Origin of the sequence: Sorangium sp. So ce836 (assembly GCF_028553905.1) — a bacterium.
Lineage (GTDB): Bacteria > Myxococcota_A > Polyangia > Polyangiales > Polyangiaceae > Sorangium > Sorangium cellulosum_D.
Window position 1 is genome coordinate 5,009,760 of record NZ_CP102233.1, and the last position, 24,036, is coordinate 5,033,795.

The following is a 24,036-nucleotide window of genomic DNA, read 5'->3' on the forward strand; positions in this document are numbered from 1 at the left end:
ACGGCGCCGGAAGGGCCCGCTCGCGCGCGCGGGTGCACGTCGCCGGCTCGCCCGCCCGCCGGCGCGCACGAATGTGCGCCCAGGTCGCGGCCCGCTGTGCGAAGCTCCGCGCGAAAACGGCCCGGCGCGGCGCGCCGGCGCGCGGATCAGGAGGAATCTGCGATGGGCTTGCTCGACGGAAAGGTCGCGATCATCACGGGAGCCGGCGGCGGGATCGGCCGCGAGGAAGCGCTGCTCTTCGCCAGGGAGGGCGCGAAGGTCGTCGTCAACGATCTCGGCGGCGCGCGCGACGGGTCGGGCTCGAGCGACGCGATGGCGGCGCAGGTCGCGGAGGAGATCCGGGCCGCGGGCGGGCAGGCCGCGCCGAGCTTCGACAACGTGGCGACCCCCGAGGGCGCGGCGAGGATCGTGAAGACCGCCGTCGACGCGTTCGGCAGGGTCGACATCCTGGTGAACAACGCGGGAATCCTCCGCGACAAGACGCTCCTCAAGATGGATGAGGGGATGTGGGACGCCGTCATCGCCGTTCACCTGAAGGGGACGTTCCTGTGCACGCAGGCCGCCGCGAAGCAGATGGTCGCGCAGGGCGAGGGAGGGCGGATCGTGAACACCACGAGCGTCTCGGGGATGCTCGGCAACTTCGGACAGGCCAACTACGCGGCTGCCAAGGCCGGCATCTACGGGCTCACCCGCACCGCCGCGATCGAGCTGCAGAAGCAGCGGATCACCGTCAACGCGGTCGCGCCCATCGCCAAGACCCGCATGACGGAGGATCTGCCCATGTTCCAGTCGGCCGGCGACACGCTCACGCCGGCGCACGTCGCGCCCGCGGCGCTGTTCCTCGCGTCCGACCTGTGCGCCGACCGGACCGGCAACGTCCTCGCCGTCGCAGGCGCGCAGATGTACATTTACAAGGTCGTTCAGAGCCCCGGAAAGTTCAAGGACGAGGGCGGCGTCTGGACGGCGCAGGAGATCGCGGAGCACTGGGACGCGATCAACAAGCTCTGATCGCGCCGCCCGCGGAGCGCGCGGCGCCGAGGGCGGCGCGGCGGCGCGAGCGCGCCGCCCAGGGCTGCCCTCGCGGGCCGCGCGTGCGCGGGGTGGGGGGCGGGCCGCGCCGCTCGCGCGACGGCGGACCCGGCAGAAGCGAAGGCCCGGCGCGCGCCGACCGTTGCTGTGCTGATCCCTGGATGCTAGGTTCGAGGCGCTTCCTGGGTGCGCTTTTCGCATTGGCGTACTGGCGTACTGTTCGAGCAGATCGTTCACGCGGAGTCTGGAGGTGCCACCGGTGACCGTCGTTCGCTGCTGTTCCGGCTGCGCCACATCGCGCGGTGCGGCCTCTGCGGCGCGGGGGCGCTGAGCAACCATGTCGCGCGACGCCGCCCACATCCCGCTCGCCCTGTGGGTCTGCGCGGCGATCGTGGCGCACATGGCGGGCGGTGGGGGCGCGGTCGAGGTGGCTCAGGTCATCGAGGATCGGGCGCAGCTCCGCCGGATGGTCCACGCGGTGCGGGAGGGCCTCCGCCCGGCCGATACGACGTTCGAGGTGCTGACCGACGGCATGGCGGCGACGCCGCCTCCCGCCCCGCTGGCGCCGCCGGAGCGGTCGCCGGACGGCGAGCCCGACAAGGACGCGCCGCTCGATCCGCAGCAGAAGCCCGAGCCGACCAAGGCGGAGCCGCCGCGGCGGAAGCCGCCGAAGGCGGAGCCGGCACGCCAGGCGAAGGCGCCGCCCAAGCCGGAGCCGCCCAAGGAAGAGGCGGCCAAGGTCGTGCCGGTCCAGCCGGCGCCGCCGCCGCTGCCGCTCCCGGCGGAGCGGCGGATCGCCGTCCGCCAGCACGTCGAGAAGAACCAGGAAGACAACCCCGAGGCGAACCGGATCGCCGACGACGCCAACAAGGTCGCCGAGGAGACCATGGCGCAGATCCGCTCGAAGGATCAGGACGATCCCGCGCCCACGCCCGGGAGCCCGACCGGTCCGCGGGGGCCGGCGGACAAGGTCGGCGATAGCGACCACGATCACAGCGGCCACAGCGAGGAGCGCGCCGGCAACGAGCAGCACGCGCCCGGCGAGAAGAGCCCCGACAGCGAGAGCGCGGAGCACCACAGCCCGCCGTCCCCGGCGCAGGCCGCGCAGGCCCCTCGGGCGGCGCCGCCGCCGAGCGTCCCGGGCGCGACCGGCGGCGGCCGCGTGGCGCAGGCGCCCGCCGTGCCGGCGCCGGAGAGGGGCGCCGCGGGCGGCTCGGGCCCGGCGTCGCCCGAGGTCGTCGACAGCCCGCGCACGGGCTACACCCTCAACCCGGCGAACCCGGGCGGCGACGGCAAGAGCCGCGTCGCCGGGAAGAAGGCGACGCCGCAGCCCTACGAGAGCCCGGTCCGCGTCGGCTCGATCGGCCTCGGCGCGCCAGGGCTGCCCGGCGGGCCCAACCTCAACCTGAACATGGCCGGCGTGCAGGCGGCCGTGGGCAACGAGAAGCTCAGGGCGGAACGGGCCTCGGACGGCGCGTCCCGCAAGAGCGCGCACCGGGGCTCGTGGGAGACGACGGACAAGTGGAAGAAGTGGCGCGCCGCGATCGAGAACTACGACCCCTCGGTCAAGCCCGGCAACCAGACGTCCCTGAACGCCGCGCGGGTGCCGTTCGCGACGTACATCAACATGATCCACAACCGGCTCCACCCGATCTTCGCGGAGGAGTTCCTGGCGTCGCTCGAGAGCCTGCCCTCGGGGCACGCGTTCAACCAGAACCGGGTCACGCACCTGGAGATCGTGCTGAACAAGGACAGCGGCAGCATCGTGCGCCTCGGGGTGACGAAGCCGAGCGGCATGACGGCGTTCGACATGGTCGCGCTCAACTCGGTGCACCGCGCGTCACCGTTCGGAAAGGCGCCGGACGCGATCGTCTCGCCCGACGGCAACGTGTACTTGCACTGGGAGTTCCACCGGGATCCGTACGACGCGTGCTCCACCCGCAACGCCCGCCCCTTCCTGCTGAAGGCGGCGTCCGACGCCGCCCCGGTCGAGCCGGCGCCGGTGCGGAGGGCGCCGCGGCCCGTCCCGGGCGACGAGAAGACGCTGGCGCCGCCTGGACCGCTGCTTCCGCTCCGGCGTTAGGTCCCGGCTCTGCACCGGGACCGCGGCGATGTATCCTCGGCGGCATGTCGAAGGATTCCGACGCGGCCGTTCAAGTGACCATCGCGCGCATCGAGGCGGCGCTCGCGGATTCTCCGGCGTTCACCCGGATCGAGCCGCAGTTCTACGTCGTGCGCCAGGGGACGGCGTACGTCTACCTGCACGTCCTGCCCTGGGCGCCGGATCGCGCGCTCGTGCGGCTCGTGGCGCAGCTCGCCCGCGGCGTCGAGATGACGCCGGATCTCGCGATGAAGCTGCTCCGCCTGAACGCGCGCATCCGCTTCGGCGCGTTCGGCTACGTCGCGCAGGGCTCGTGCGTGGTCATCGTGCACACGCTCCTCGGCGGCGAGACGCTCGACGCCGACGAGATCCTGGTCGCCCTCCGGGATCTGTCGGTGCTCGCGGACGAGTACGACGACCGCATCGTCGAGGAGGCCGGCGGCCAGCGGATGCAGGACCTGATCGACGCCTCGGCGACCGCCGCGGTCTTCACCGATCTGGACGCCCCCCGCGCCTGGGACAAGGGCTGAGCGACGGGCCCTCTTCATTCATGCTCCTCAACATCGACCTTCCCCCCGAAGCCCCTCCTCCCTCCGCCGCACCGGACCCCGCTCCCTCGCCCCGCCGCGAGGAGGGCGGCGACGCCCCGCCCGCCGAAGGTCGCGCGTCGTCCCCCGAGCGCGCCGAAGGTCGCGCGTCGTCCCCCGAGCGGCCGCCGCTCGCCGGCCTGCCCGTGCTCCGGCTGATCCGGCCGCTCGCCGTCCTCGCCCTGCTCGCGATGATCCTCGGCCGCATGCTCGCGCCCGCGATGGTCGGCCTGGCGGTGGGCATCGAGCGCGCCGCGCACACGGTCGAGCTCGCCGGCGCCGGCGCCTCGCAGCTCTTCGCGATCGGCGCGATCGTCACCGCGATGGCGCTGATCGGCGCGGTCGTGCGGAGCCGCGTCCCCTACGCGCTGCGGATCGCCGCGATCGCCGCGGGCAGCTTCGTCATCCTCGTCGTCCTGCACGCGACCGTGCAGCGCGTGCCCGATCTCTCCGCCGCGCTGATCGGCGTGAGCGCGGCGATCCTCGCCGTCGGCAGCGCCTGGGAGGCGCTCCGCGTCCCGTTCATGCGGCCGGTCGCGGCCGCGCTCGGCCTCGTCGGCGCCTCCGCGCTCGTGCGGCTCACCGGCGTCCTCCTCGCCGTCTGGGCGAACGAGCGCGGCTCGAAGGCGCTCGCCGGCGCGACGAGCTCGGTGGCGACGGCCGCGTTCGCGCTCGACGCGCTGGCCGTCCTCGTGGCGACGGTCGCGCTCGGCGCTGGCCGCGAGGCGCGCCCGCGGGAGGCCGAGCCGCCGCGGCCGCGCCTCGTCAGCCCGCTCTCGCTCGCGGCGCTCGCCTCGGCGCTGCTCGCCACGCGGACGGCGCTCGCGGGCGCCGCCGACGACGCGTCCGTGGTCGAGGCGCTCTTCCGCCGCGCGCTCGACCGGCTGCTCACGCGCCCCGCGCCGGTCGTGCCGCTCTCGATGCAGCTCTTCGCCGCCGCGCTCGCGGTGGTGGTCGTCGCGCTCGCGCTCATCGCGCCGCCGCGGCTGCCCGCGCTCGGCGGCGCGCTCGCGCTGCTGCTCGTCGCGCGCAGCGCCCCCGAGGTGCCGCTCGGCGCGCTCTCGCTGGTGATCGCCGCCCTCTGCGTCGCGCTCGCCGCGCGCGACGAGCGCGGCTTCTGGGCGGCCGTGCTCGCGACCGAGCGCGAGCGCCCCTCGAGCGCGCTCCCGGGCGCCGGGAAGCCGGACGCGACCGGGGGCGCGTCCGGTTGACGCGAGCGACGACACTCGTTAAGCACGCCGTCGCCCGCGGCGATCCGCGCGCAGCGTTCCACCTGATGCTCGCCGCCGGGACGGCGCGGGGGCCGTCCGGTCCCGCCGGCCTCTCCCGCTCACCGGGCCGCGCGGGGCGCGGCCCAGGCTCGCGTGGCGCGCCATGGGCACGGGAGAGTCCTCATGCATGGTCGCGATCTCGTCTCGCTGTCCGTCCTCGCGCTCGCCGCGCTGACGCTCGGCGCCGGGTGCCCCGAGGAGCCCACGAGGCCCGCCGGCGGCGCGGCGGCGACGTCGAGCGCGGCCGCGGCCTCGGCCGAGAAGCCCAGCGCGCCGCCAAAGGCGCCCGAGGCGCCGAAGGCGACAGAACAGGCGGCCGCGCCGCCCACGCCCGAAGCCAAGGGGACGATCAAGGGGGTCGTCAAGCTCACCGGCAAGCCGGTCGAGATGAAGGTCCCGGCCGCGCGCAAGGACGCCCCGGTCTGCCAGGACAAGGACGTCGTGTACAACGCTGTCGTCATCAACGACGGCAAGCTCAAGGACACCCTCGTCCGCATCGCGGTCGGGGGCGTGCAGGGCAGCTGGAAGGCGCCCGACGCCCACGCCGTCGTCGACCAGAAGGACTGCATGTATGAGCCGCGCATCCAGGGCGTGGTCTCCGGGCAGCAGGTCGACATCAAGAACAGCGACCGGACGCTGCACAACGTGCACACGTACAAGGGCTCTGAGACGCTGTTCAACCAGGCCCAGCCACGAGGCGCGGAGCCGCTCACGAAGTCGTGGAGCGACGGCATCATCAAGCTCACCTGCGACATACACCCGTGGATGCGCGGCTTTGTCGTGGTGACGGATCACCCGTTCTTCGCCGTGAGCGGCGATGACGGATCCTTCGCGATCGAGAAGGTGCCTGCCGGCAAGTACAAGCTCGAGGCGTGGCACCCCCGCTATGGCCTCAAGACGGCCGACGTCACGGTCGCGGACGACAAGCCCGCCCAGGTCACGTTCACGTACGCCGGCACCGAGCCTGAGCCGGCGGAGAACAAAGACGAGCTCAATGGCCTTTGGTGAGCTCCCTGGCAGCGCCCGCGGCGGGCGCCAGCGCGCCCGGGGCCGCCCGGTCGGCGGGGCAGCGCCGCGGGACGCGGTTCCCTGGCTCGCTCGACGCGAAGAAGGAAGACGGGCGCATCGCGGCGGTTGCCGCACGGCGACTCGTGCCCTAAAGGGAAGCGGCGACAACGGACGAACTCGACTCCCCGAGCCGCGTTGCGCGCGCTAGTCTCCCGGCCCCGATGCAGTTCTCACCCGCTCCCCGCGCTCAGGCGATGACGTCGTTTTCCGGCCTGGCTATCCCGCCTACAAGGGTCTCTGGAGGTGCCGCGCGGTCGCCGCGCGGCGCGAGCGCCGGCCGCGGCGGCGAGGTGCGCGCGTGACCATGAGCGCCGAGCAGGGCACGCAGCGGGCTCCGGTTCCTTACATGCGCGATGCCGAGGCTTCCGAGAGCGACGGCGCCGCGCTCCCCGCGAGCGCGCGCCCGCTGCTCAAGGGTGCGGCCGATCTGGTGAGCCTCACCAAGCCGCGCATCACGAGGATGGTGGTCGCCACGATGCTCGGCGGCATGTGGGTCGCGAGCCGTTACCTCCGCGCCGGGACGGGCGGAGAGGGCGCGGTCGACCGCGCGGCGGTCCCTGTGACCCAGCTCGCGCTGGCGCTGCTCGGGACGGTCCTCGTCGTGTCCGGCGCCAATGCGCTCAACATGTACATCGAGCGCGACACCGATCTGCTGATGGAGCGGACGCGGAACCGCCCCTTGCCGGCGCGGCGGCTCGCGCCGGAGGTGGCGCTCTGGTTCGGGATCGCGCTCTCGGCCGCCTCGATTCCGCTGCTGGTCTTCGGGGTGAACGCGGTCACGGGCGCGCTCGCCGCGCTCGCGCTGCTCAGCTACGTGCTCGTCTACACCCCGCTCAAGCGCAAGACGACGCTCTCGCTGCCGATCGGCGCGATCCCCGGCGCCATCCCGCCGCTGCTCGGGTGGACGAGCGTCACCGGGCGGATCGACGCGCCCGGGTTCCTGCTCTTCACCGTCATGTTCCTCTGGCAGATCCCGCATTTCCTGGCGATCGCGCTCTTCCGCCAGGACGAGTACCGGCGCGCCGGGCTCAAGGTGCTCCCCCTCGAGAAGGGGGATCGCACGACGTGGATCCACATCGTCGGCTACCTCGCGCTGCTCGTGCTGGCGTCGGTGCTCCTCTTCCCGCTCGGCGTGGCCGGCCCCGTCTACCTCGGCGCCGCGGTGCTCCTCGGCGCTGCCTTCTTCGGGCTCGGCGCCTGCGGCCTCCGCCCGGGCACCGGCGCTCGCTGGGCGCGCCGGGTCTTCTTCGCCTCGATGGTGTACCTGGTGCTCCTCTTCGCCGCGCTGATGGTCGGCGCCTGAGCGGCGCCCGCCGTCTTGACGCGCCCGGGACCGGCCCTTAAGCGTCCGCGGATGGTTGCCATGGAGCCGACGCGCCAGGCGAACGGCGCTCCTCCTCCCGCAGAACCGGCCAGCGAGCTGCTTCCGTCCGGCGGCGCCCCCGCGCCGACGCCCCGGCGCAGGGCGCTGACCCGCAGGCCGCTCTTCTGGATCGCGCTCGTCGCGCTGGTCGGGCTCGTCGTGCCGTTCTTCGTCGGCCGCGCGGTCCGCGGCCACGCCGCGGAGGCGCCCGCGGTCCGCATCCCGCTGCCGGCCTTCGAGCTGACGGATCAGCGCGGCCAGCGGTTCGGCCTGGAGCAGCTCCGGGGCCGGGTGTGGATCGCCGACTTCATCTTCACGACCTGCCCGACCGTCTGTCCCAAGCTCACGCAGCGCATGAAGGAGATCGAGCAGCGGGGGCGCGATCTCGGGGACGCGCTGCACCTCGTGACGTTCACCGTCGACCCGGAGAACGACACGCCGGAGGTGCTCGCGGCCTACGCGGCGTCGCAAAAGCTCCCGCTCGAGCGCTGGACGCTCCTGACAGGCCCTCTCGATCAGATAGAGTCGACGATCCTCAAGGGCTTCAAGATCGCGATGGGCAAGCAGGAGACGAGCCCGGGCCTCTTCAGCATCTTCCACGGCGAGCGCCTGGTGCTGGTCGACCAGGAGGGCGTGATCCGCGGCTATTACGAGGCGAACGACGAGGGGATCCCCGCGATCCTGCGCGACGCCGGCGCCCTCGTGAAGCAGCGGTGACGCGCCCGGGCTCGCCTCACGCCTCGATGGCGAGCCGCTTGATCATCTTCTGCAGGCCGAACCTCGACAGCCCGAGCAGCTTGGCGGCCTGCGTCTGGTTCCCGCGCGTGCGCTCCAGCGCGTCGCGCACGAGCTCCGTCTCCAGCGCGTCGATCCTCGCCCGGACGTTCAGGCCGAGCTCGCGCGGCGCCGCGCCGCCGCCGTGCGCGATGTCGGGCGACAGGTGCTCTCGATCGATGGTCCCGTCGCAGAGCACGATCGCCCGCCGGATCTCGTTCTCCAGCTGGCGCACGTTGCCGGGCCACCCGTAGGCCGAGAGCCGATCCATCGCCCCGCGCGTGACCCGGACCGGGCCGCGGCCGTGCTTCGCGACGAGGTGCTGGACGATGAGCGGCACGTCCGTCGCGCGCTCGCGCAGCGGCGGCACCCGGATCGTGATGATGTTCAGCCGGTAAAACAGATCCTCGCGGAAGGCGCGGGCGCGGACCAGCGCCTCCAGATCGCGGTGGGTCGCGGCGATGACGCGCACGTCGACCTTGCGCGCCCGGTCCGCGCCGAGCGGCCGCACGAGGCCGTCCTCGAGGACGCGCAGCAGCTTCGTCTGCATGGCGAGGCTCATCTCGCCGATCTCGTCGAGGAACAGCGTGCCTCGATCCGCCACCTCGAAGAGCCCGGCCCGCGGTCGATCCGCGCCGGTGAACGCGCCGCGCACGTGCCCGAAGAGCGCCGACTCGAGCAGCCCCTCCGGGATCGCGCCGCAGTTCTCGCTCACGAACGGGTGCGCCGCGCGCGGGCCGTTGTGGTGGATGGCCCGCGCCACGAGCTCCTTGCCGCTGCCGGACTCGCCGTGGATGAGCACCGGCACCTCGGACGCGGTCACGCGATCCACGAGGCGCAGCATCGCGCGCACGGGCTCGCTCTCGCCGATGATGGCGTCGTACCGGTAGCGCGTGTCCCGGCCGCCGCGCGCCCTGGCGAGCTCGAGCGCCGCCGCGTCGAGCTCCGCCTCGCGCCGCGCGAGCTCCGCGGCGAGCCGCGACGAGGCGCGCTCCGCGCGGCGCGCGGCGCGGCGCAGCTCCACCTGCGCGCGCGCGTCGGCGATCGCCAGCGCCGCGACCGACGCGATGGTGCGCGCCCACCGGAGCTCCTGCGCCCCGAAGGCGCCGCGGCGCACGCGATCGTCGAGGTAAACGACGCCGAGCGCCTCGCCGCGCGCGATGAGCGGCACGGCCAGCACGCTCCGGAGCTTCAGCGCGTGCACGCTGCGGTGCACGCTCGGCAGCTCCCCCGCGGCGTCGACGGCGACCACCGGCTCGCGCGCCTCCAGGGCGCGGCGCGCGAGCGTCTCGGACAGCGCGAGCTGCTCGGCGCCGAGGCGCGAGCGCGCCAGGTTGCGCGCCGCCCGCGGGACGAGGCGCCCGTTCGGGGCGCGCAGGAGCAAGAGCCCGCGCTCGACCCCCGTCCAGAGCACGAGCGCGTCGACGACCCGGTCGAGCAGCGGCGCGAGGCGCTCGCGCTCGCCGAGCGCGCCGACGAGCGCCTCCAGATCGCGCGCCTGCTCGGGCCCGAGGCCGGCCTCCGGCAGCGCCCGCGCCCGGGCCACCCACGGCAGCGACCGCACCGCGCCGGCGAGCCCCGGCGCGCCCGGCGAGCCGGCCGTGGGCTCCGCCGCGCCCGCGTCCGCGGTGCGCCGGCAGAGCTCGCGCGCGGCCTCGGCGAGCGCCGCGCGCACCCGGTGCGCGACGTCCGTCTGCCCCGCCTTGACCGCGAGCGCGTGCGCCGCCGCGAGCGCCGGGCCGCGCGACGCGATCGGCGCCCGCGCGCCCGCGAGCGCGGCGAGCGCGGCGAGGACGCGGTCGCTGCGCCCGCCGTCCGTCGCCGGGCGCGCCGCGCCGCCCTGCAGCGGGGCCTCGGCGGGGGCGCCGCCGATGTCGTCCGCGGCGAGCGCGCGCGCGGCGCGCGCCCCCCACCAGTCGAGCCGCGACGCCGCGGCGAGATCCGGGCCGCTCGCGCGCTCGTCGAGCTCCTCGACGCGGGCGGCGTCGATCTCGCCCGCGCCGTGGCGCAGGAGCCGCGCGGCCGCCCGGAGCGCGTCGTCCGCGGAGCCTCCGGCGAGGAGCGCCGCCGCGCGCTCCGCCGCCGCGCGCGCGTCGGGGAGCGCGCAGGCATCCGCGCCCGCGACGCCGTCGCCGCCGCGCGCGGCGGCCACGTCCGCGATCGCCCAGAGCGCGTAGGCCTCCGCCTTCGCGTCGCCCGCGTCGCGGGCCCGCGCGATGGCGTCCTCGGCCGTCCGGCGGGTCTCGTGCGCGAGGCCCGCGGTGGCGTAGGCGGCCGCGCACGCGAGCAGCGCGCGCGCCGCCTGAGCGGGCCGGCCGAGGTGCTCCCAGAGCAGCGCCGCGCGGGTCGAGGTCGCGATCGCGCCCTCGAGATCGCCGAGATCCACCGCGGCCGCCGCCTCCCCGGTCCGGTAGGTCGCCTCCTCGACCACGGCCCCGGCGCGCACCGCGTAGTCGACCGCGGCGCTGAACGAGGCGTGCGCCCGCTCCGGATCGCTCGCGTGCAGCGCGTACCCGCGCACGGCGGCGATCCGCGCGAGCTCCTCGACCGAGCTCGCGAGCGCCTCGCCGCGCGCCACCTCGGACAGCGCTCGCGCGGCGTCGCCGCGCAGCGCCGCGATCAGCGCGCGCACCTCGCAGAGCGGCGCGGTGGCCGCCTCCCCGGCGAGCGCCTCGGCCGCGCCGAGCGCCCCCGCGTCGATCGCGATGCGCGCGAGCACCGCGGCCGCGCGCCCGTCCGGGTCCGCGCCGGCCTCGATGGCGGCGCGGGCGCGCTCCTCGGCGAGCGCGCGATCCCCGGCGCGCCGCAGGACCTCCGCCGCGAGCGCCGCGGACTCCGTCGCGCCCCGCGCGGACGCGCGCAGCATCAGGCTCCGCGCGCGCCCGAGATCGCCGCGCAGCCGGAGCGCGTTCGCCGCGGCGACGACCAGGCTGGCGGGCGCGTCGTCCCGCTGCTCGATCGCCTCGAGCGCGAGCGGATCCGGCGGCACCCGCGCGATCGCGAGCGCCAGCTCCGCCGCCTCCGCCGCGGAGGTGGCCTGCGCCGCGGCGCCCTCGCCGGCGCCGCCGCGAGCGCGCGCCGCCGCGGCGGCCCGCCGCGCGCCGTGCCCCAGCACGGCCGCCTCGACGTCCGCGAACGTCCAGGCCCGCGGGGGGACCTGCCGCGCCAGGGCGACGAGCGCGTCCGCGAGCGCGCGCTCCGGCGCCGCCGCGAGGGTCGCCATCGGCCACGCCGCGGCGCTCGTCCCCACGAGCGCGGTGAGCCACCGCGCCACGCGGTCCGGGCCGAGCCGGCCCAGCCACGGCCCCTCGCCCTGCGGCGCGCCCGCGCGGGCCGCGGCGCCGCCCGCGCGGACGTCCGCGCTCGAGAGCGCGCGCGCCCGCTGGACCACCGCGAACGCGTCCGCGAGCCAGGAGGCCACGTCGTCGCGCACCCCGAGCGCCGCCTCGAGCTCGTGCCGCCGCAGGCGCAGGTAGGCGGCGCGCACGCGGCGCGCGTCGCGGTCCTGCCGATCGCGCTCCTCGCCCGGCGCCCCGGGATCGCGGCCCGCGCGCAGCGCCGGCGTCCCGGCGAGCGGCGCGCGGGCCGGCTGCGCGCCGGCGAGCGCGGCGCGGGCCGACTCGGTGACCCACGCCGAGGACGGCCGCGCCCCGGGTGACGGCGACAGCAGGGCCCTGCAGATCGCGTCGAGCGCGGGCCCGGCCGCGCTCGGCGCCGCCACCGCGGCGCGCGCCGCCTCGATGGGATCGTCCGCGGCGGCCACGCCGGGGAGCGCGATCTCGGCGAGCAGCGTCCCCAGCGCGAGCAGATCCCTGGCCCGCGCGTCCCCGAGCTCCGCGTCGTGGCGCGCGAGGTACCTGAGCGTCGCCCCTTCCACGGAGGTCTCGTGGATCGAGCAGGCGAGGCCCAGGTCGATCATCCCGATCCGCCCCTCCGGCGTCAGGATCAGGTTCTCCGGCTTGAGATCCCCGTGGGCCAGGCCGATGCCGTGCAGATCGCCGAGCGCCTCGCCCGCGTCGCGCGCGACGGCGAGCGAGAGCGCCGCGCGCTCGCCCTGGGGCAGGCCGCGCACGGCCTCCGCGACGGATCGCCCCTCGATCCAGCGCATCGCCACGAACGCGCGCCCCTCCGCGCCGGGGGCGCCCTCGACGCGCGCGACGCCGGCGCGCGCCGAGAGCCAGCCGACGTCGACGAGCTCCGGCAGCCGCGGCGAGAGCGCGAGCGCCGCGTGCAGCGCCTCGCGGGCGAGCGCCCGCCGCGCGGCGGCGCGCTCCTCCGCGGGCGCGCCGCGGCCCTGTCGCTCGACCTTGAGCGCCACCGCGCCGCCGCGCTCCTGGTCGACCGCCCTCCAGACCTCGGCCGACCCGCCCGACCCCGCGACGTCCAGCAGGCGGAAGCGCTCTGTCAACCGAGGTGTCACGGTCGACGGCTCGCTCATCCCGGGAATGCTCCTGGGCGGCGAGGCACCTGTCAACCTGGTTACGGCTCCGGCGGGCCGCCGCCGGCCGCGTCGCCCGCGCCCGCGCCCGCGCCGGGCGGCGCGTCTCCGCAGCTCGGCGCGCCGCCCTCTGGCTGATCGACGTCGACGGCGGCCGCGTCGCTGCACGTGTCTTCCGGGCCCTTGCCGTAGTGCTCCGCCACGAAGCGCGCGAGCGACGGCTTGTCGAGGCACGTCGCGGTGTACGTGGCGCCCCAGGCCGCGGCGGCGATGGGGGTGTCGAGCGCGCTGTCGGGTGTCATCACGAGGCGCGCCTCGGGCCCTCCGGGCAGCGTGAGGCACTTCGGATCCGAGGCGGCCTCGGTCCGCACCTCCTCGAGCATCGCCTCCACCTCCGCGCAGCCGGACGACGGGCACCGGTAGGCGAGGACGATCGCGCCGTGCTCGAGGTTGTGCACGTAGATCTCCCGCGGGACCTCCGCCTTGTAGCGCTTGAACTCGGCCCAGATGGCCCAGTGATCTCCGCCGCTCGGCGGGTTTGTCTCGTACTGGACGGGCGTGCACTCCGACACGTGCTGCGCGGAGGCCACGCGGATCCCCGTCTGGACGACGACCTTGCACTCGGCCTCGCCCGGGAGCGGCGGGGCGTCCGGGGAGAGCGTGACGGTCTCGGGCTGCTGCGACGAAGCGTCGCTCTCATCGATCGGGGGCGCGCTCTGACCACACCCGGTCAAGGGAGAGGACAGCGCGGCGGCCGCCGCGGCGGCGACCCACATCTGCGCGAAACCGCAGCGTTTCATGGTTGCAGCCTACCATGTCCGACGCGCGACGTGCGTTGCCCCGGAACGCCGGCTCTGGTGTACTTGGGGCCTCCAGCGTGGCGAAGCAAGAGAACGATCATCGGCAGACGCTCGTCACCTGCACGTCCATCGCCCCGCCGGCGCTTCCGGTGGAGCCTGGCACCGCGTGCCTGGTCGTGATCTACGGCACGGAGCTCGGGCGCCGCATCGCGCTCGGCACGGGGTCGATCGAGTGCGGGCGCGCGATCCAGACCGACATCCCCCTCGACGACGAGGCGGTGAGCCGCCGGCACGCGCGCATCTCCTGGAACGGGATGGGCTACGTCGTCCGCGATCTCGGCTCGACCAACGGCACCTACGTGAACGACGTCTCGATCGACGAGCGCGCCCTCAAGGACGGCGACCAGGTCAAGATCGGGCGGACGATCTTCAAGTTCATCCAGGGGGGAAACGTCGAGCTCTCGTACCACGAAGAGATCTACCGCCTGATGACCTTCGACGGGCTGACGCAGGTCCACAACAAGCGCTCCTTCGAGGTCGCGCTCGAGCGCGAGGTGTCGCGGGCTTGCCGCTACCATCGCCACCTCGCGCTCATCATGTTCGACATCGATCACTTCAAGAGCATCAACGACACGCGGGGGCACCTCACGGGCGACGCCGTGCTCCGGCAGATGGCCGCGCTCGCCGCCGCGAACGTCCGCCGCGACGACGTCCTCGCGCGCGTCGGCGGCGAGGAGTTCGCGCTGCTCGTCCCGGAGATCCCCGTGGAGAGCGCGCGCCACGTCGCCGAGAAGCTGCGCGCGCTCGTGGAGCGCACGCCGTTCCGCTTCGAGGACGGCGAGATCGCCGTCACCGCGAGCTTCGGCGTCGCCGGCATCACGCCGGACGCGCCGGTCTCGCCCATGGAGCTCTACCGCCGCGCCGACGAGCGGCTCTACCACGCGAAGAAGGGCGGGCGGAATCGCGTGATGTGACGGCGCGCGGGCGCCGTCAGGGCGGGAGCGGAACGGAGCAGTCGCGCGGCTCGGCGCCGTCGAGGATCCACGCGGTCAGGATGTCCATCCCGTCCACGTACATCGTGACCTCCTGATCGGCCGACGCCTGGGGGTGGAACCAGAACGAGGCGGGGTAGGCCGGGGGCGGCATGGGCAGCCCCATGACGAACGCGGCGCGCAGCCGCTCGATCTCCTCGCGGAGCCGCTCGGCCTGGTCGGCGGGCAGGGAGGGGTCGACCGCGATCTGCCCGACGATGATCTTGTAGAGGAGGTAGCTGTTCCCCGGGTTTCCCGGGTCGATGAGCGGCATGGCCCTGCCGAAGCGCTCCGGGGTCTTCTCCCCCACGTGCGCGCGCTCGCCCATCTGGGTCTGGTGCGCGGCGTGCCCGATCGCGGTCTCGTAGAGCGGCTCGACCCTGTTGTATCGGAACTGCTGCACGGTCGGATCGAGCGCAGCCACGGCCAGGTTCAGCCCCGCGGCGGCGTTCGCGTCGCTGTGGCACCCCGCGCAGGCGTTGAGGAGCTTCGCCGCGCCCTTCACGCACGGGAAGCACGTCGGGTCTTTCGGAGCATCGCCCTGGCAGTCGGGCGTGCGCCCGATGCACTCCAGGTCCTGCTGGCAGTAGAAGTCGCCGCTCGGCTGGCGCTCCGGCATCGCCTGGGGCGGGTTTGTCGCCGCGACGGTGAACTCGATGCGCTGGCTCTCGGCCAGGGGCGCGCCGTCGAACGCGCGGATGCCCGACGGCGCCGCGTCGTCCACCGGCCCCAGGACCGTGAGCGCGTACCGCGTCCCCGGGACGAGCCCTGGCATGCCTTCGACCTGGCGGAAGATGACCTCCCGCTGGACGGGGTTGTACGTCGGCGCCAGCGGGATCGGGTTGACGCAGTCCGCGTACGTCCGGACCTGCTTGGCGAGATCGCCCGAGACGCACAGCGACTCGGGCCCCACCGCGCCGCTCACCGAGCCGGGCAGCAGGAAGCGATCGAACTTGAGCACGAAGCTCGCGGTCGACAGCACCACGGTGCTGCCGTCCGGAGCGAGCGGGGTGCGGACAGGCTGGTAATTCTGGTCGAGGTCGGTCGTGGCCCGCGCCTCGATCAGGTGGACAGGGGGGGCGTCGATCGGCTGGTACGAGGCTTCCCCCACGTCGCAGCCGGCCGTCGCGAGGGCCGCGTGCAGGCAGAGGGGGAGGGGAGCGAGGCGCGCCGCACGGGCCAGCCTGCTCAGCTTTCGGCGTAGAGCGAGAGCTGCTCGCGGACGACCTTCTCGTTCACCCCGCTCTGGATGTGTTCTTTGAGACAGTCGGCCAGCGTGATCAGCATGTCGTCGACCCCTTTCTCCTCGATGAGCTTCGACAAAAGTTGCCGCGCCTCCCGTCCGTCGTCCTCGCGGAGGAAGCCCCGCACTGTCTCCAGCGTGATTTCCCCTTGGAAATCGAGATAGAGGTTGTCGATCAGGTACTTGATCAGCTCCTTCACGCCCGTTCTCCTTGGCGTTCGCGGCGATCGTTAGGGAAGCCGCGCGCACTTCGCTATACCCGTCGCCGGAAGGCCAGGGCAAGGAATATACTGACCGATTTTGACTTTTCACTGGCAACCCCGCAGGGACCTGTCGCTCGACTGATGGCACACCAGGCACGGGCGCGGGTTCCGGGAGAACGCGGTCTTGCAATTGCTCTCGTCGAACCCGATCGGGTGCGGGTTCACCCCTTGCCCGCCCGAGATCCCCCGGGTCGCGTGGCAGGTCGCGCAGTCCCGCTCGGTGTGGCAGGAAACGCACGCATTCAGGTTTCGCTCTGCTTCCCAGGCGTGGTGCTTCGCGCTGCGCGGCGCGGTGGTCCACTCGGCCGGCGGGGGATGGAAGCGGCGCCCTGCGGGCCGAGCGGCGCTCGGCGCCTCGCGCGCCACGCCCGTCCGGCGATGGCAGTCCGCACAGAACGTCTGCTCCTGATGGCAGCTCACGCAGCGCGGATTGTCCTGTCGGGCCGCCTGCGCATGCATCGAGAGAAAGTCGTTCGGGTGGACGTTGCGCGGACGGATCTTCCCGTCATGGCAGTCGGTGCAGTAGTTCGCGCTGTGGCACGTCCCGCAGAAGGCGCTGTCGTTCGCGGCGACCTGCTTGTGCCGCTCGAGCCAGTCGGGGGTGTGCCCCGCGTTGTGCAGCCACCGCGGCGGCAGCAGATCGCCCGTGGCGAACGCGGTCACGAGCCGCCCGTCGGGGCGCGTCAGGTGGCACACGTCGCAGTCGCTCTTCGCGTCGCCCTGGGCCGCGCCGCTCATGTTGTGGCACGAGAAGCAGCCCGCCATGCGCGGCAGCTGCTCGCGGGTGGCGAGCTCGAGGCGATCGACCCGGCCGTGGCACTGGCTGCACTTGATGTTCCGGCTCACGTGCTTCTGGTGCGGGAACCGGAGGTTCGCGTGCGGCAGCACCAGCGGCGCCACCTTTCCGCCGCTGCCCGCGTCTTCGCCGATGTGGCAGTAGACGCACTGTCCGTTCTCGTTCGTCCCCGCCTTCACCTGGGTGAGGTCGGAGTGATCGACGTCGTGGCAGTTGTCGCAGGTCTGCGCCGGGCTCGGCAGCAGCCGGTCCGTGACCGTGCCGCTCGTGTAGGCCCCGGCGTGGCACGACTTGCACGTCTGCTTGAGCCCCTTGACGTGCTTCTTGTGGTTGAAGCGGATCGTCAGCGTCTGCGGCGGGTAGATCTCGTCGCTCGGGACCGGCGTCGCGCTCGTCCCGGGCGGCATCCAGGCGAGCGGCACCTCCGCGTCGTCGGGCATCGGGTGGAGGCCCGACTTGTACCCGCCCGGCGGCGGGTGCGCGACCTTCCCCTCCTCGGCGTCGCCTTCCTCGGCGTCCTCGGCCGCGTCGGCGCTGTCGTCTTCTGCCGTCGCCGGCGGCTTCGGCTGGGCGGCCGCCTCGGGGCCCACGATCGCGAGCGCCAGCGCGCCAAGGCACGCCACGATCGCGACCCACCCCGGAACGAGCCTCGGGTGGTCCCGCCGCGCGCCGCGCGGGCCGTCCTGTGTTGCGTCCATGCGTTCCTCGCTCACGGCGCCACCCGAAGATTCACGAGGCCGACGACGCGGAAGCGCTGGCCCACCAGCCGGTTCATGTCGTGCTCCCACTCGAGCTTGAAGTCTGCGAACTCGCCCGGCCGGTACCCGGCCCCAAGGACGTACCCGAACGACGTCGCGTCCCGGTCCGGCCGGAGCGGATCCGCCCAGTTGTACAGCGACACCCGCGCCCCGAGCGCGTAGCGCTGCCCGTGCAGCCGCTTCTCGCCCGACAGATCGGCGCCTGTCCGGCGCCCGCGCTCCCCGGTCTGCAGCATCCCGCGGAGCTCGACCGAGGACGTCCGCGTGCGGTAGCGGCCCGCGACGTTCGCGAGCACGTCGGTCGTCATCGTCGTGGCGCGGTTCTCCTCGTCGCGCGTGTAATCCTCCACGGAGCTCGGATCGAGCGCCGTCGTCCCGACGCAATCCGGCCCGAGCCGCGCGACCTCGCACTGGCCGGCGCCGAACTCCTCCGGGTTCCCTTCGGCCATCCACATCCGCGGGCCACCCCAGGCGGCGAGATCGACCTCGCGGGTGATGTCGACCGCGGCCCGCCCGGTGATCGTGGTGATGGGCGCGTGGGTGAACCAGTTCCAGATAGAGTCGGCGTCGAACGTCGGAACGAAGTAGTCGATGTCCGCGCCCAGCGTGACGCGGCTGCCCGCGTACACCTCGAGGCCGCCGTAGAACGAGCCGACGCGCTCGTTGTAGAGGTCGTATGTCACCCCGCCCTTGAGCCCGCCGAGGTCGGGCACGTTGACGTTGGCCGCGTACCCGAGCCGGTCTTGCGAGATGCGCGACCCGTCGGTCGTCTGGACGTGCCCGTCCGCATCCGGGAACTGCTGTGTGATCGCGGTCCCCACGTTGTAGACGCGCCGGTAGGTCAGCCGGCCGTGGAGGAAGCTCGGACCGGCGCTCTCCAGCGCGACGCCGAACGCCGGGGCGATCTGCGCCTCCTGGAACGCCGGGTAGTCGGCCGCGCTGCCGGGCAGCGTCCGGTCGTCGCCGAAGCCCCGGTGGCTGCCGCGCCACATCCCCTGCGCCTCGAAGCGCGATGTCGAGAGCGGCAGGCCGCCGCGCTGCTCGAGGCCGCCGTACGCCTCGATCTGGACGTAATAGGGCGTCGTTACCCGGAGGAGCGCGCCGTCGAACGACCACCATCCGAGCACGTCGCTCACGTACTGGCGGCCGACCCGGAAGCCGAGCCACCCGCTGGCGACGTTCCGCCCTTCGACGTACGCGTACATCAGATCGAGCGGCGCCTCGCGCAGCCCCGGGATGTAACGCGAGCCGCCGGCGACGCTGTAGTCCGTCTCGCCGCCCTGCTGCACGCCTTCCAGGTGGCCGTTCACCCCGAAGTCCGCGTCGAGCCGGAGCCGCACGGTCGCCGAGTAGTCGGCCCCGCCTGGCACCGAGTCGCCCTGGATGTTGTAGACGGCGAGCCCCAGCGTCTGGAGGAGACGCCGTCGCTCGATGTTCGTGGCTCCCCAGGGGCTCGCGACCTCGTAGGCCTGGACGCCGGTGGTCGACTCGACCTCGAAGTCGGCTGCCGCGGCGCCGCGCGGGGCGAGCGCGAAGGGCAGCAGGCTGGCCGCGGCCATCGCGCGCAGCGTCGAGGAGCGCAGCGCTCCCCGCTCGCGCGCTCCTCGACGCGCCTCGCCGGAGCAGGGGCGTGGCTCACGACGTCGTGACGGGAGCTCCGCCATCGACGAGCGGTGCTCAATCACGGACTCTGCGCTCGCTTTCCGCTGCTGCGGGCCGCTCTACGCGGCCTCTGCGCTCAGCTGCCGCCGAGGGCTGAACAAGCATGGCGCGGAGTTTCGTCCACGCGCGGCAACGCTGTCAACCCAATCGCAGGGCGAACAGCTTTGTCGCAAAAGCGCGCCGTTCAGCCGTATCCAGCGCCCTTCCGGAGCTTGCCGTCCGCGCCGACGCTGAAGCCATTCGAGTCCTGGAGCGCCTGGTTCGCGCCGCTCCGCAGCTCCGCCGGCACCGTCCAGCCGCGGGTCATGAGCCCCTCGGCCACCTTGTTCTTCACCCGCACCGACTCCTCGGTCGCGAGCATCTTCACGAGCGCTGGCACGCTCGCCTCGTCGCCCTGAGCGAAGATGGTCTGCACGGCGTGAAACCGGACCGTCTCGTTCACGTCGTCGAGGAACCGCTCCACCGCGACCCGCACGTCGTCGCCCTTGATCTCGCCGAGCGCGATGATGATCTGCTGCTTCGGCTCGATGTTGCGCGCATACTCCGTGTCGCACCGATCGAGCAGCCGGACGAGCTCGGCGCGGTAGTCGTCGTCCTCGAGCAGCGCCCGCAGGACCTTGAGCGGCCAGGTGAGGGTCTCGGCCTTGAGGCAGAACTCGACCACGGCCGGCACCGCGTCCTTGCCCGCGTCGACGATGCCCCGGAACGCCAGATCTTTCTCTTCCTGATCCGTGATCGAGGGGTCGATCGAGAACGTGAAGCGCCTGAGGAGCGCCGCCGCTGCGTCGGCGTTCTTCATCGCCGCGAGCGTCTGGATGGCGTCGAGGCGGTCGTAGGTCTGAGCGCGCTTGTCCGCGACGACCTTGGCCGGGCCGGCCACCTTCTTGTTGTCGGAGGGGGCACCTCCGGCCGGAGGGTTGCTTTTGCGGAGAAAATCGAAAATACCCAACGCTGACCTCTGGTGGCTGTCCCGCCGCCGCGGTCCGAGCTGCCCGACGATCGCCGCCGGGCTCCACTGCCGAGGGCCGAGCCTGCTGCTCCCGGCACTGGACGCCCCCGCCCGGGTTGCCCCGGGCGGGACGGCTCGGGCCACCGAGCCGGCGAAGTCTACTCCGTCGTCTTGATGGCGGTGGGGAATTGGATGCTCAAGCTCACGGTGACCATGCTGGTGAAGTGGAATTCGCGATCCTTGTCGTCCACATGGGTGTCCGGGAACGCCTCATCCGTACCTAGCCCGTGGTTGTCGAAGCCCGAAGTATTCCACGCGAAGGGCAGGGCGCGCCACTCCGCGCCGAACCCGAGGAAGTCCGACGGGTAGAAGTTCAAGCCGAGGCCGAACGTCGGCGCGATGGCCATGCGGCTCTCGAGGCCGAAGGTCTCGGCGCAGTTGCTGGTGCACTGCTTGCGCTCCTTGACCCCGATCGCCGCGACCCCGGCGAAGAAGTTCACGTCGGTGTCCACGAAGAGCTCGGCGAACAGCGCCAGCTTGCCGCGGAACGGCACGACCGTGACCTGCGGCGCCGCGACCCACTGGATCTGGGCGAGCTGGTCCTCCGTGAGGTCGCCGCGCGTCAGGTTGACCCTGGTCAGCTGGCACGCCTTCGTGAACGGCCGGTCGGCGCAGTTGCGGTTGTCGATCGCGACGCGCTGGAGCTCGTCCGTCAGCCCGGTGTTGTACTGGAACCCGTAGCCGCCCCAGGCGCCGATGCCGAACCAGTCGGTGAGGTGGTAGGTGAGGCGCAGCCCCGGCATGATCGTCCGCCGGTACTCGTCCAGCAGCGTGAACGACGCCCCTGGAGCGACCTCAAACCGTCCGTCGCGGTGTAACCGGAGCTTCCGCACGGCGGGCGCTCCGGCCAGGGGGCCCGTCAGCTGGATCTCCTGCGCCTCCGCGGGCGCAGCCGTCATCAGAAGTGCACAGCCGGTCAGCCCTGCCACCACGGTGCAGAGGCTTTGGACGAATCGACGCATCATGCCTGTCCCCGTCTTTGGCTGAATCATCCCATGTCTCGCGCTCGGCGTCGGCGCGTCCCCACGTCCAAAGGCCCTACTTCGGCAGCCGGTATTCCCAGGAGAACGGCAGGAAGACCGAGAACCCGACCTGTGCCTGCACGTTGTTGGTGAAGCTCTTCCCCTCGGCGAGCCACGTGCTCTTGTCCTGGGGGTTGGTCTTCGAGACGCTGGGGTTCTCGAGCTCGTCGAAGAAGATGTAGTCGCTGACCTCGGCCATGGCCGCGAACCAGCGGTTGAAGAAGATGCGGAGGCCCCCGCCGACGTGGAAGGCGAGCTTGGGCTTCCAGTCGAAGGTGCGGTTGTCCGGATCGACGACGGCCATGGGCCGCGTCGAGATCGCGCCGACGCCGCCCAGCACGAAGAAGTCGTAGTGGAAGATGAAGTCGCTGAACCCGGCGAACTTGCCGTACGCGGGGACGTACGTGAAGTTCGCGTTCGCGTTCCACTGATACTCGGTGATCGGCTCACCGATACGCGCCGCCCTGCTCGTCTGGAAATTGAAGTCCGACGGCGTGTTGAGGCCGGCGTACCAGTTGCCGTTGACCCCGATCGCGAGGACGTTGGTGAGGTACCAGTTGATCGCAAGCCCCGGACCGTTGTGCCCGACGAACTGGTCGTTCATCGTCAGCCCGAAGTACGGGTTCACCTCGAAGCGGTGGTAGCGCAGCGCGTAGATCTGCTGCACCGCGTAGGTCTCCGGGTTGAGATCCTTCGCCGCTTCCTTGTTCAAGTCGATCGTGGGACACGCCGACGGGTCGATCTTACAGATGTCCCCAAGCCCCGCCTCATCGCCACCCTCGCCCTCGGCCGGAGCCGCGGGGGCCTCCGCCGGCTCCGTGCCCTCGGCAGGAGTCTCTGGCTCGTCGAGGTTAATTTCCTTGGGTTGCTGTTTTGGTTGAGCCGACGCCGTGAGCGGCACCGCGACCAGCGCAGCCGCAACGAGAAGCCCCACGCGAGCCTGGTTCATCGCCATCCCTTCCGAAGTCCGTGCGATGCGAGCGATCGATCGCCCAGGTAGTACAGCTTTCTAACTACGCGAATTCATTAATTAATTCGGTCAACCGCCAAGCCCGACGGACTATATCACGTCGAAAATAAAAGGATCAACAACCAAATCCGTTTGCCTTGGGCAACCTGGCGAGCCCCCGGACGGCGCGCGCCCGGGGGGACTCGCGCCGACCGGCAAATTCGCTGCACAATCGCCGCGGGCCCGGATCCGCCGTTGCTCGCGCGGGGCGGAGGTGCCGGCTCCTGACGGTCCAGCCGGCGCGGGCGAGGCGGTCCGAGGGCTCGGACCATCGCCCATTTCTTTGACCGATGTCGAGGGGAGTGATTGGGAGGTGGGGTCGAGATCGCTCGCCATGAGGCGCCGCGCTCGTCAGGCGGCCGCGTCCTCGGTGCCGCTCGGGCGGCCGAGCATCGCCTCGACAAACTCGTCGGGCTCGAACTCGCGGAGGTCCTCGGCGCGCTCTCCGATGCCGACGTAGCGTACGGGCAGCCCGTGCTCGGCGCAGATGCCGAGGATGACGCCGCCCTTCGCGGTGCCGTCCAGCTTCGTCAGCACGATGCCGGTGATGGGCAGCGCCTCCTTGAAGAGCGCGGCCTGCTGCATGGCGTTCTGTCCGTTCGTGGCGTCGAGGACGAGCAGCGTCTCGTGAGGCGCGCCCTCCATCGCCTTGTTCATCGTGCGCGCGACCCGGGCCAGCTCCTCCATGAGGTTCGTCTTCGTGTGCAGCCGGCCGGCGGTGTCGGCGAGCACCACGTCGGCGCCCGTCTCCTTCGCCTTCTGGATCGCGTCGAAGATCACGGCGCCCGGGTTCGCCCCGTCCTTGCCGCGCACGACCTCGCAGCCCACGCGCTTGCCCCAGACGTTGAGCTGCTGCACCGCCGCCGCGCGGAACGTGTCGCCCGCGGCGAGCACCACCGTCCGGCCCTCGGCCTTGAGCTGCGTCGCGAGCTTGCCGATCGTGGTCGTCTTGCCCACGCCGTTCACGCCGACCACCATCACCACGGTGGGCTGCGTCTTCAGCGGCAGCCCGCCGCCGGCGCCGACGCGCAGGATCCGCTTCGCGTGCTCGCGCAGCGCGTCCCAGACCTTGTCGGTGTCGGCGAGCTCGTTGCGGCTGAGCGCCGAGCGGATCTCGTCGAGGAGGAGCTCCGTCGTCTTCACGCCGACGTCCGAGGTGAGCAGCACCTCTTCGATCTGCTCGACGACGTTGGGATCGATCTCCTTCTTGCCGGCGAACAGCGCCTTGAGGCGGCCGAAGAAGCCCTCTCGCTCCCGCACCTTCGTGAGGCCCTTGCGGAGCCCCTCGACGTCGCGCTTGCGCGCGCCCGGGGGCGTCGTCTCCCGCGCCGGCCTCGCGGGGGCCGGCTTCTCCGGGGGCGCCTCGACCGCCGGCGCGGCGACGGGCGGCGCCTCCGCGACCGCGGGCTCCGGCGCCGCAGCGGCGGGCGGCGGGACGGCGGGCACCTCGACGGGGAAGGGCGTCGCCGCGGGCGGCTCCTCCTGCGGCGCGGGCTCCTTCGCCTTCGCCGGAGGAGGCTCTTCCTCCGCCGGAGGCTTCTTCTGGTCGCGCGGCCTCTGGGCCGGCTTTTCCGCCGGCTTCTCGGTGGGCTGCTTCGCCTTCTCCGCGAGCTTCTTCGGTTCGGGGGGCGCTTCGATCTGGGGTGGCGGCGCCTTCTTCGTGACGAAGTAGACGATCGCCGCCACCACGACGAGGCCGACGATAATTAGGGCGATTTCCACGTTGGCGTTCTCCGGCGAGGGAGCCGACTATATGGGACGCACCCCATACGTCAACGTGCGCTCGCGCGGTCGCCCGATCCAGCGAGCGAA

General features: G+C 72.9%; 18 protein-coding genes. 8 read left to right on the forward strand and 10 right to left on the reverse strand.

Annotated features, from left to right (window positions below; translation table 11 throughout):
* Nucleotides 1-162 precede the first annotated feature (162 nt).
* The 7 genes from NQZ70_RS18320 to NQZ70_RS18350 all read left to right on the forward strand — a co-directional run bounded on the left by NQZ70_RS18320 (nucleotide 163) and on the right by NQZ70_RS18350 (nucleotide 8,136).
* Nucleotides 163-1,008, forward strand: a complete 846-nt coding sequence (locus NQZ70_RS18320; protein ID WP_061621313.1) for an SDR family NAD(P)-dependent oxidoreductase — start codon at nucleotides 163-165, stop codon at nucleotides 1,006-1,008.
* Between the two features lie 358 nt (nucleotides 1,009-1,366).
* Nucleotides 1,367-3,112: a hypothetical protein gene (locus NQZ70_RS18325; protein ID WP_129575365.1), complete on the forward strand. Its 1,746-nt coding sequence runs from the start codon at nucleotides 1,367-1,369 to the stop codon at nucleotides 3,110-3,112.
* 44 nt (nucleotides 3,113-3,156) lie between these two features.
* The gene (locus NQZ70_RS18330) at nucleotides 3,157-3,660 is read left to right on the forward strand and encodes a T3SS (YopN, CesT) and YbjN peptide-binding chaperone 1 (RefSeq protein WP_129575366.1); all 504 of its coding nucleotides are present in this window, start codon (nucleotides 3,157-3,159) and stop codon (nucleotides 3,658-3,660) included.
* Between the two features lie 20 nt (nucleotides 3,661-3,680).
* Nucleotides 3,681-4,928, forward strand: coding sequence for a hypothetical protein (locus NQZ70_RS18335; RefSeq protein WP_129575367.1), 1,248 nt, complete (start codon nucleotides 3,681-3,683; stop codon nucleotides 4,926-4,928).
* A 183-nt stretch (nucleotides 4,929-5,111) separates the two neighbouring features.
* Nucleotides 5,112-5,996, forward strand: coding sequence for a carboxypeptidase regulatory-like domain-containing protein (locus NQZ70_RS18340; protein ID WP_129575368.1), 885 nt, complete (start codon nucleotides 5,112-5,114; stop codon nucleotides 5,994-5,996).
* A gap of 406 nt (nucleotides 5,997-6,402) precedes the next feature.
* Nucleotides 6,403-7,359 carry a heme o synthase gene (cyoE, locus tag NQZ70_RS18345; protein WP_408022434.1) on the forward strand — a complete coding sequence of 319 codons (957 nt, stop codon included), beginning with the start codon at nucleotides 6,403-6,405 and terminating at the stop codon, nucleotides 7,357-7,359.
* A gap of 60 nt (nucleotides 7,360-7,419) precedes the next feature.
* Nucleotides 7,420-8,136, forward strand: a complete 717-nt coding sequence (locus tag NQZ70_RS18350) for an SCO family protein (protein ID WP_129575369.1) — start codon at nucleotides 7,420-7,422, stop codon at nucleotides 8,134-8,136.
* 16 nt (nucleotides 8,137-8,152) lie between these two features.
* On the opposite strand, the gene NQZ70_RS18355 is transcribed toward NQZ70_RS18350, so the two are convergent.
* Both NQZ70_RS18355 and NQZ70_RS18360 read right to left on the reverse strand, forming a co-directional pair.
* Nucleotides 8,153-12,631 carry a sigma 54-interacting transcriptional regulator gene (locus tag NQZ70_RS18355; protein ID WP_129575370.1) on the reverse strand — a complete coding sequence of 1,493 codons (4,479 nt, stop codon included), beginning with the start codon at nucleotides 12,629-12,631 and terminating at the stop codon, nucleotides 8,153-8,155.
* A gap of 41 nt (nucleotides 12,632-12,672) precedes the next feature.
* Nucleotides 12,673-13,431 (reverse strand): DUF3105 domain-containing protein, encoded by a 759-nt coding sequence (locus NQZ70_RS18360; RefSeq protein WP_237245402.1) that lies wholly within the window; start codon nucleotides 13,429-13,431, stop codon nucleotides 12,673-12,675.
* 77 nt (nucleotides 13,432-13,508) lie between these two features.
* On the opposite strand from NQZ70_RS18360, the gene NQZ70_RS18365 reads away from it, so the two are divergent.
* Nucleotides 13,509-14,405: a GGDEF domain-containing protein gene (locus tag NQZ70_RS18365; protein ID WP_020735482.1), complete on the forward strand. Its 897-nt coding sequence runs from the start codon at nucleotides 13,509-13,511 to the stop codon at nucleotides 14,403-14,405.
* A 16-nt stretch (nucleotides 14,406-14,421) separates the two neighbouring features.
* On the opposite strand, the gene NQZ70_RS18370 is transcribed toward NQZ70_RS18365, so the two are convergent.
* From NQZ70_RS18370 to ftsY, 8 genes are all read right to left on the reverse strand, one after another.
* The gene (locus NQZ70_RS18370) at nucleotides 14,422-15,573 is read right to left on the reverse strand and encodes a hypothetical protein (RefSeq protein ID WP_129575371.1); all 1,152 of its coding nucleotides are present in this window, start codon (nucleotides 15,571-15,573) and stop codon (nucleotides 14,422-14,424) included.
* Between the two features lie 77 nt (nucleotides 15,574-15,650).
* Nucleotides 15,651-15,905 (reverse strand): hypothetical protein, encoded by a 255-nt coding sequence (locus NQZ70_RS18375; protein ID WP_020735484.1) that lies wholly within the window; start codon nucleotides 15,903-15,905, stop codon nucleotides 15,651-15,653.
* A 108-nt stretch (nucleotides 15,906-16,013) separates the two neighbouring features.
* Nucleotides 16,014-17,462 (reverse strand): cytochrome c3 family protein, encoded by a 1,449-nt coding sequence (locus NQZ70_RS18380; RefSeq protein ID WP_129575372.1) that lies wholly within the window; start codon nucleotides 17,460-17,462, stop codon nucleotides 16,014-16,016.
* Nucleotides 17,463-17,473: 11 nt separating this feature from the next.
* Nucleotides 17,474-19,081, reverse strand: coding sequence for a hypothetical protein (locus NQZ70_RS18385; protein ID WP_129575373.1), 1,608 nt, complete (start codon nucleotides 19,079-19,081; stop codon nucleotides 17,474-17,476).
* A gap of 287 nt (nucleotides 19,082-19,368) precedes the next feature.
* Nucleotides 19,369-20,133 carry a HEAT repeat domain-containing protein gene (locus NQZ70_RS18390; RefSeq protein WP_237245403.1) on the reverse strand — a complete coding sequence of 255 codons (765 nt, stop codon included), beginning with the start codon at nucleotides 20,131-20,133 and terminating at the stop codon, nucleotides 19,369-19,371.
* A gap of 158 nt (nucleotides 20,134-20,291) precedes the next feature.
* Nucleotides 20,292-21,158, reverse strand: a complete 867-nt coding sequence (locus NQZ70_RS18395) for a hypothetical protein (protein WP_237245404.1) — start codon at nucleotides 21,156-21,158, stop codon at nucleotides 20,292-20,294.
* A 73-nt stretch (nucleotides 21,159-21,231) separates the two neighbouring features.
* The gene (locus NQZ70_RS18400) at nucleotides 21,232-22,149 is read right to left on the reverse strand and encodes an outer membrane beta-barrel domain-containing protein (protein ID WP_237245405.1); all 918 of its coding nucleotides are present in this window, start codon (nucleotides 22,147-22,149) and stop codon (nucleotides 21,232-21,234) included.
* Between the two features lie 426 nt (nucleotides 22,150-22,575).
* Complete coding sequence (gene ftsY, locus NQZ70_RS18405; RefSeq protein ID WP_129575375.1) at nucleotides 22,576-23,946, reverse strand: signal recognition particle-docking protein FtsY; 1,371 nt, start codon at nucleotides 23,944-23,946, stop codon at nucleotides 22,576-22,578.
* Between the last annotated feature and the right edge of the window lie 90 nt (nucleotides 23,947-24,036).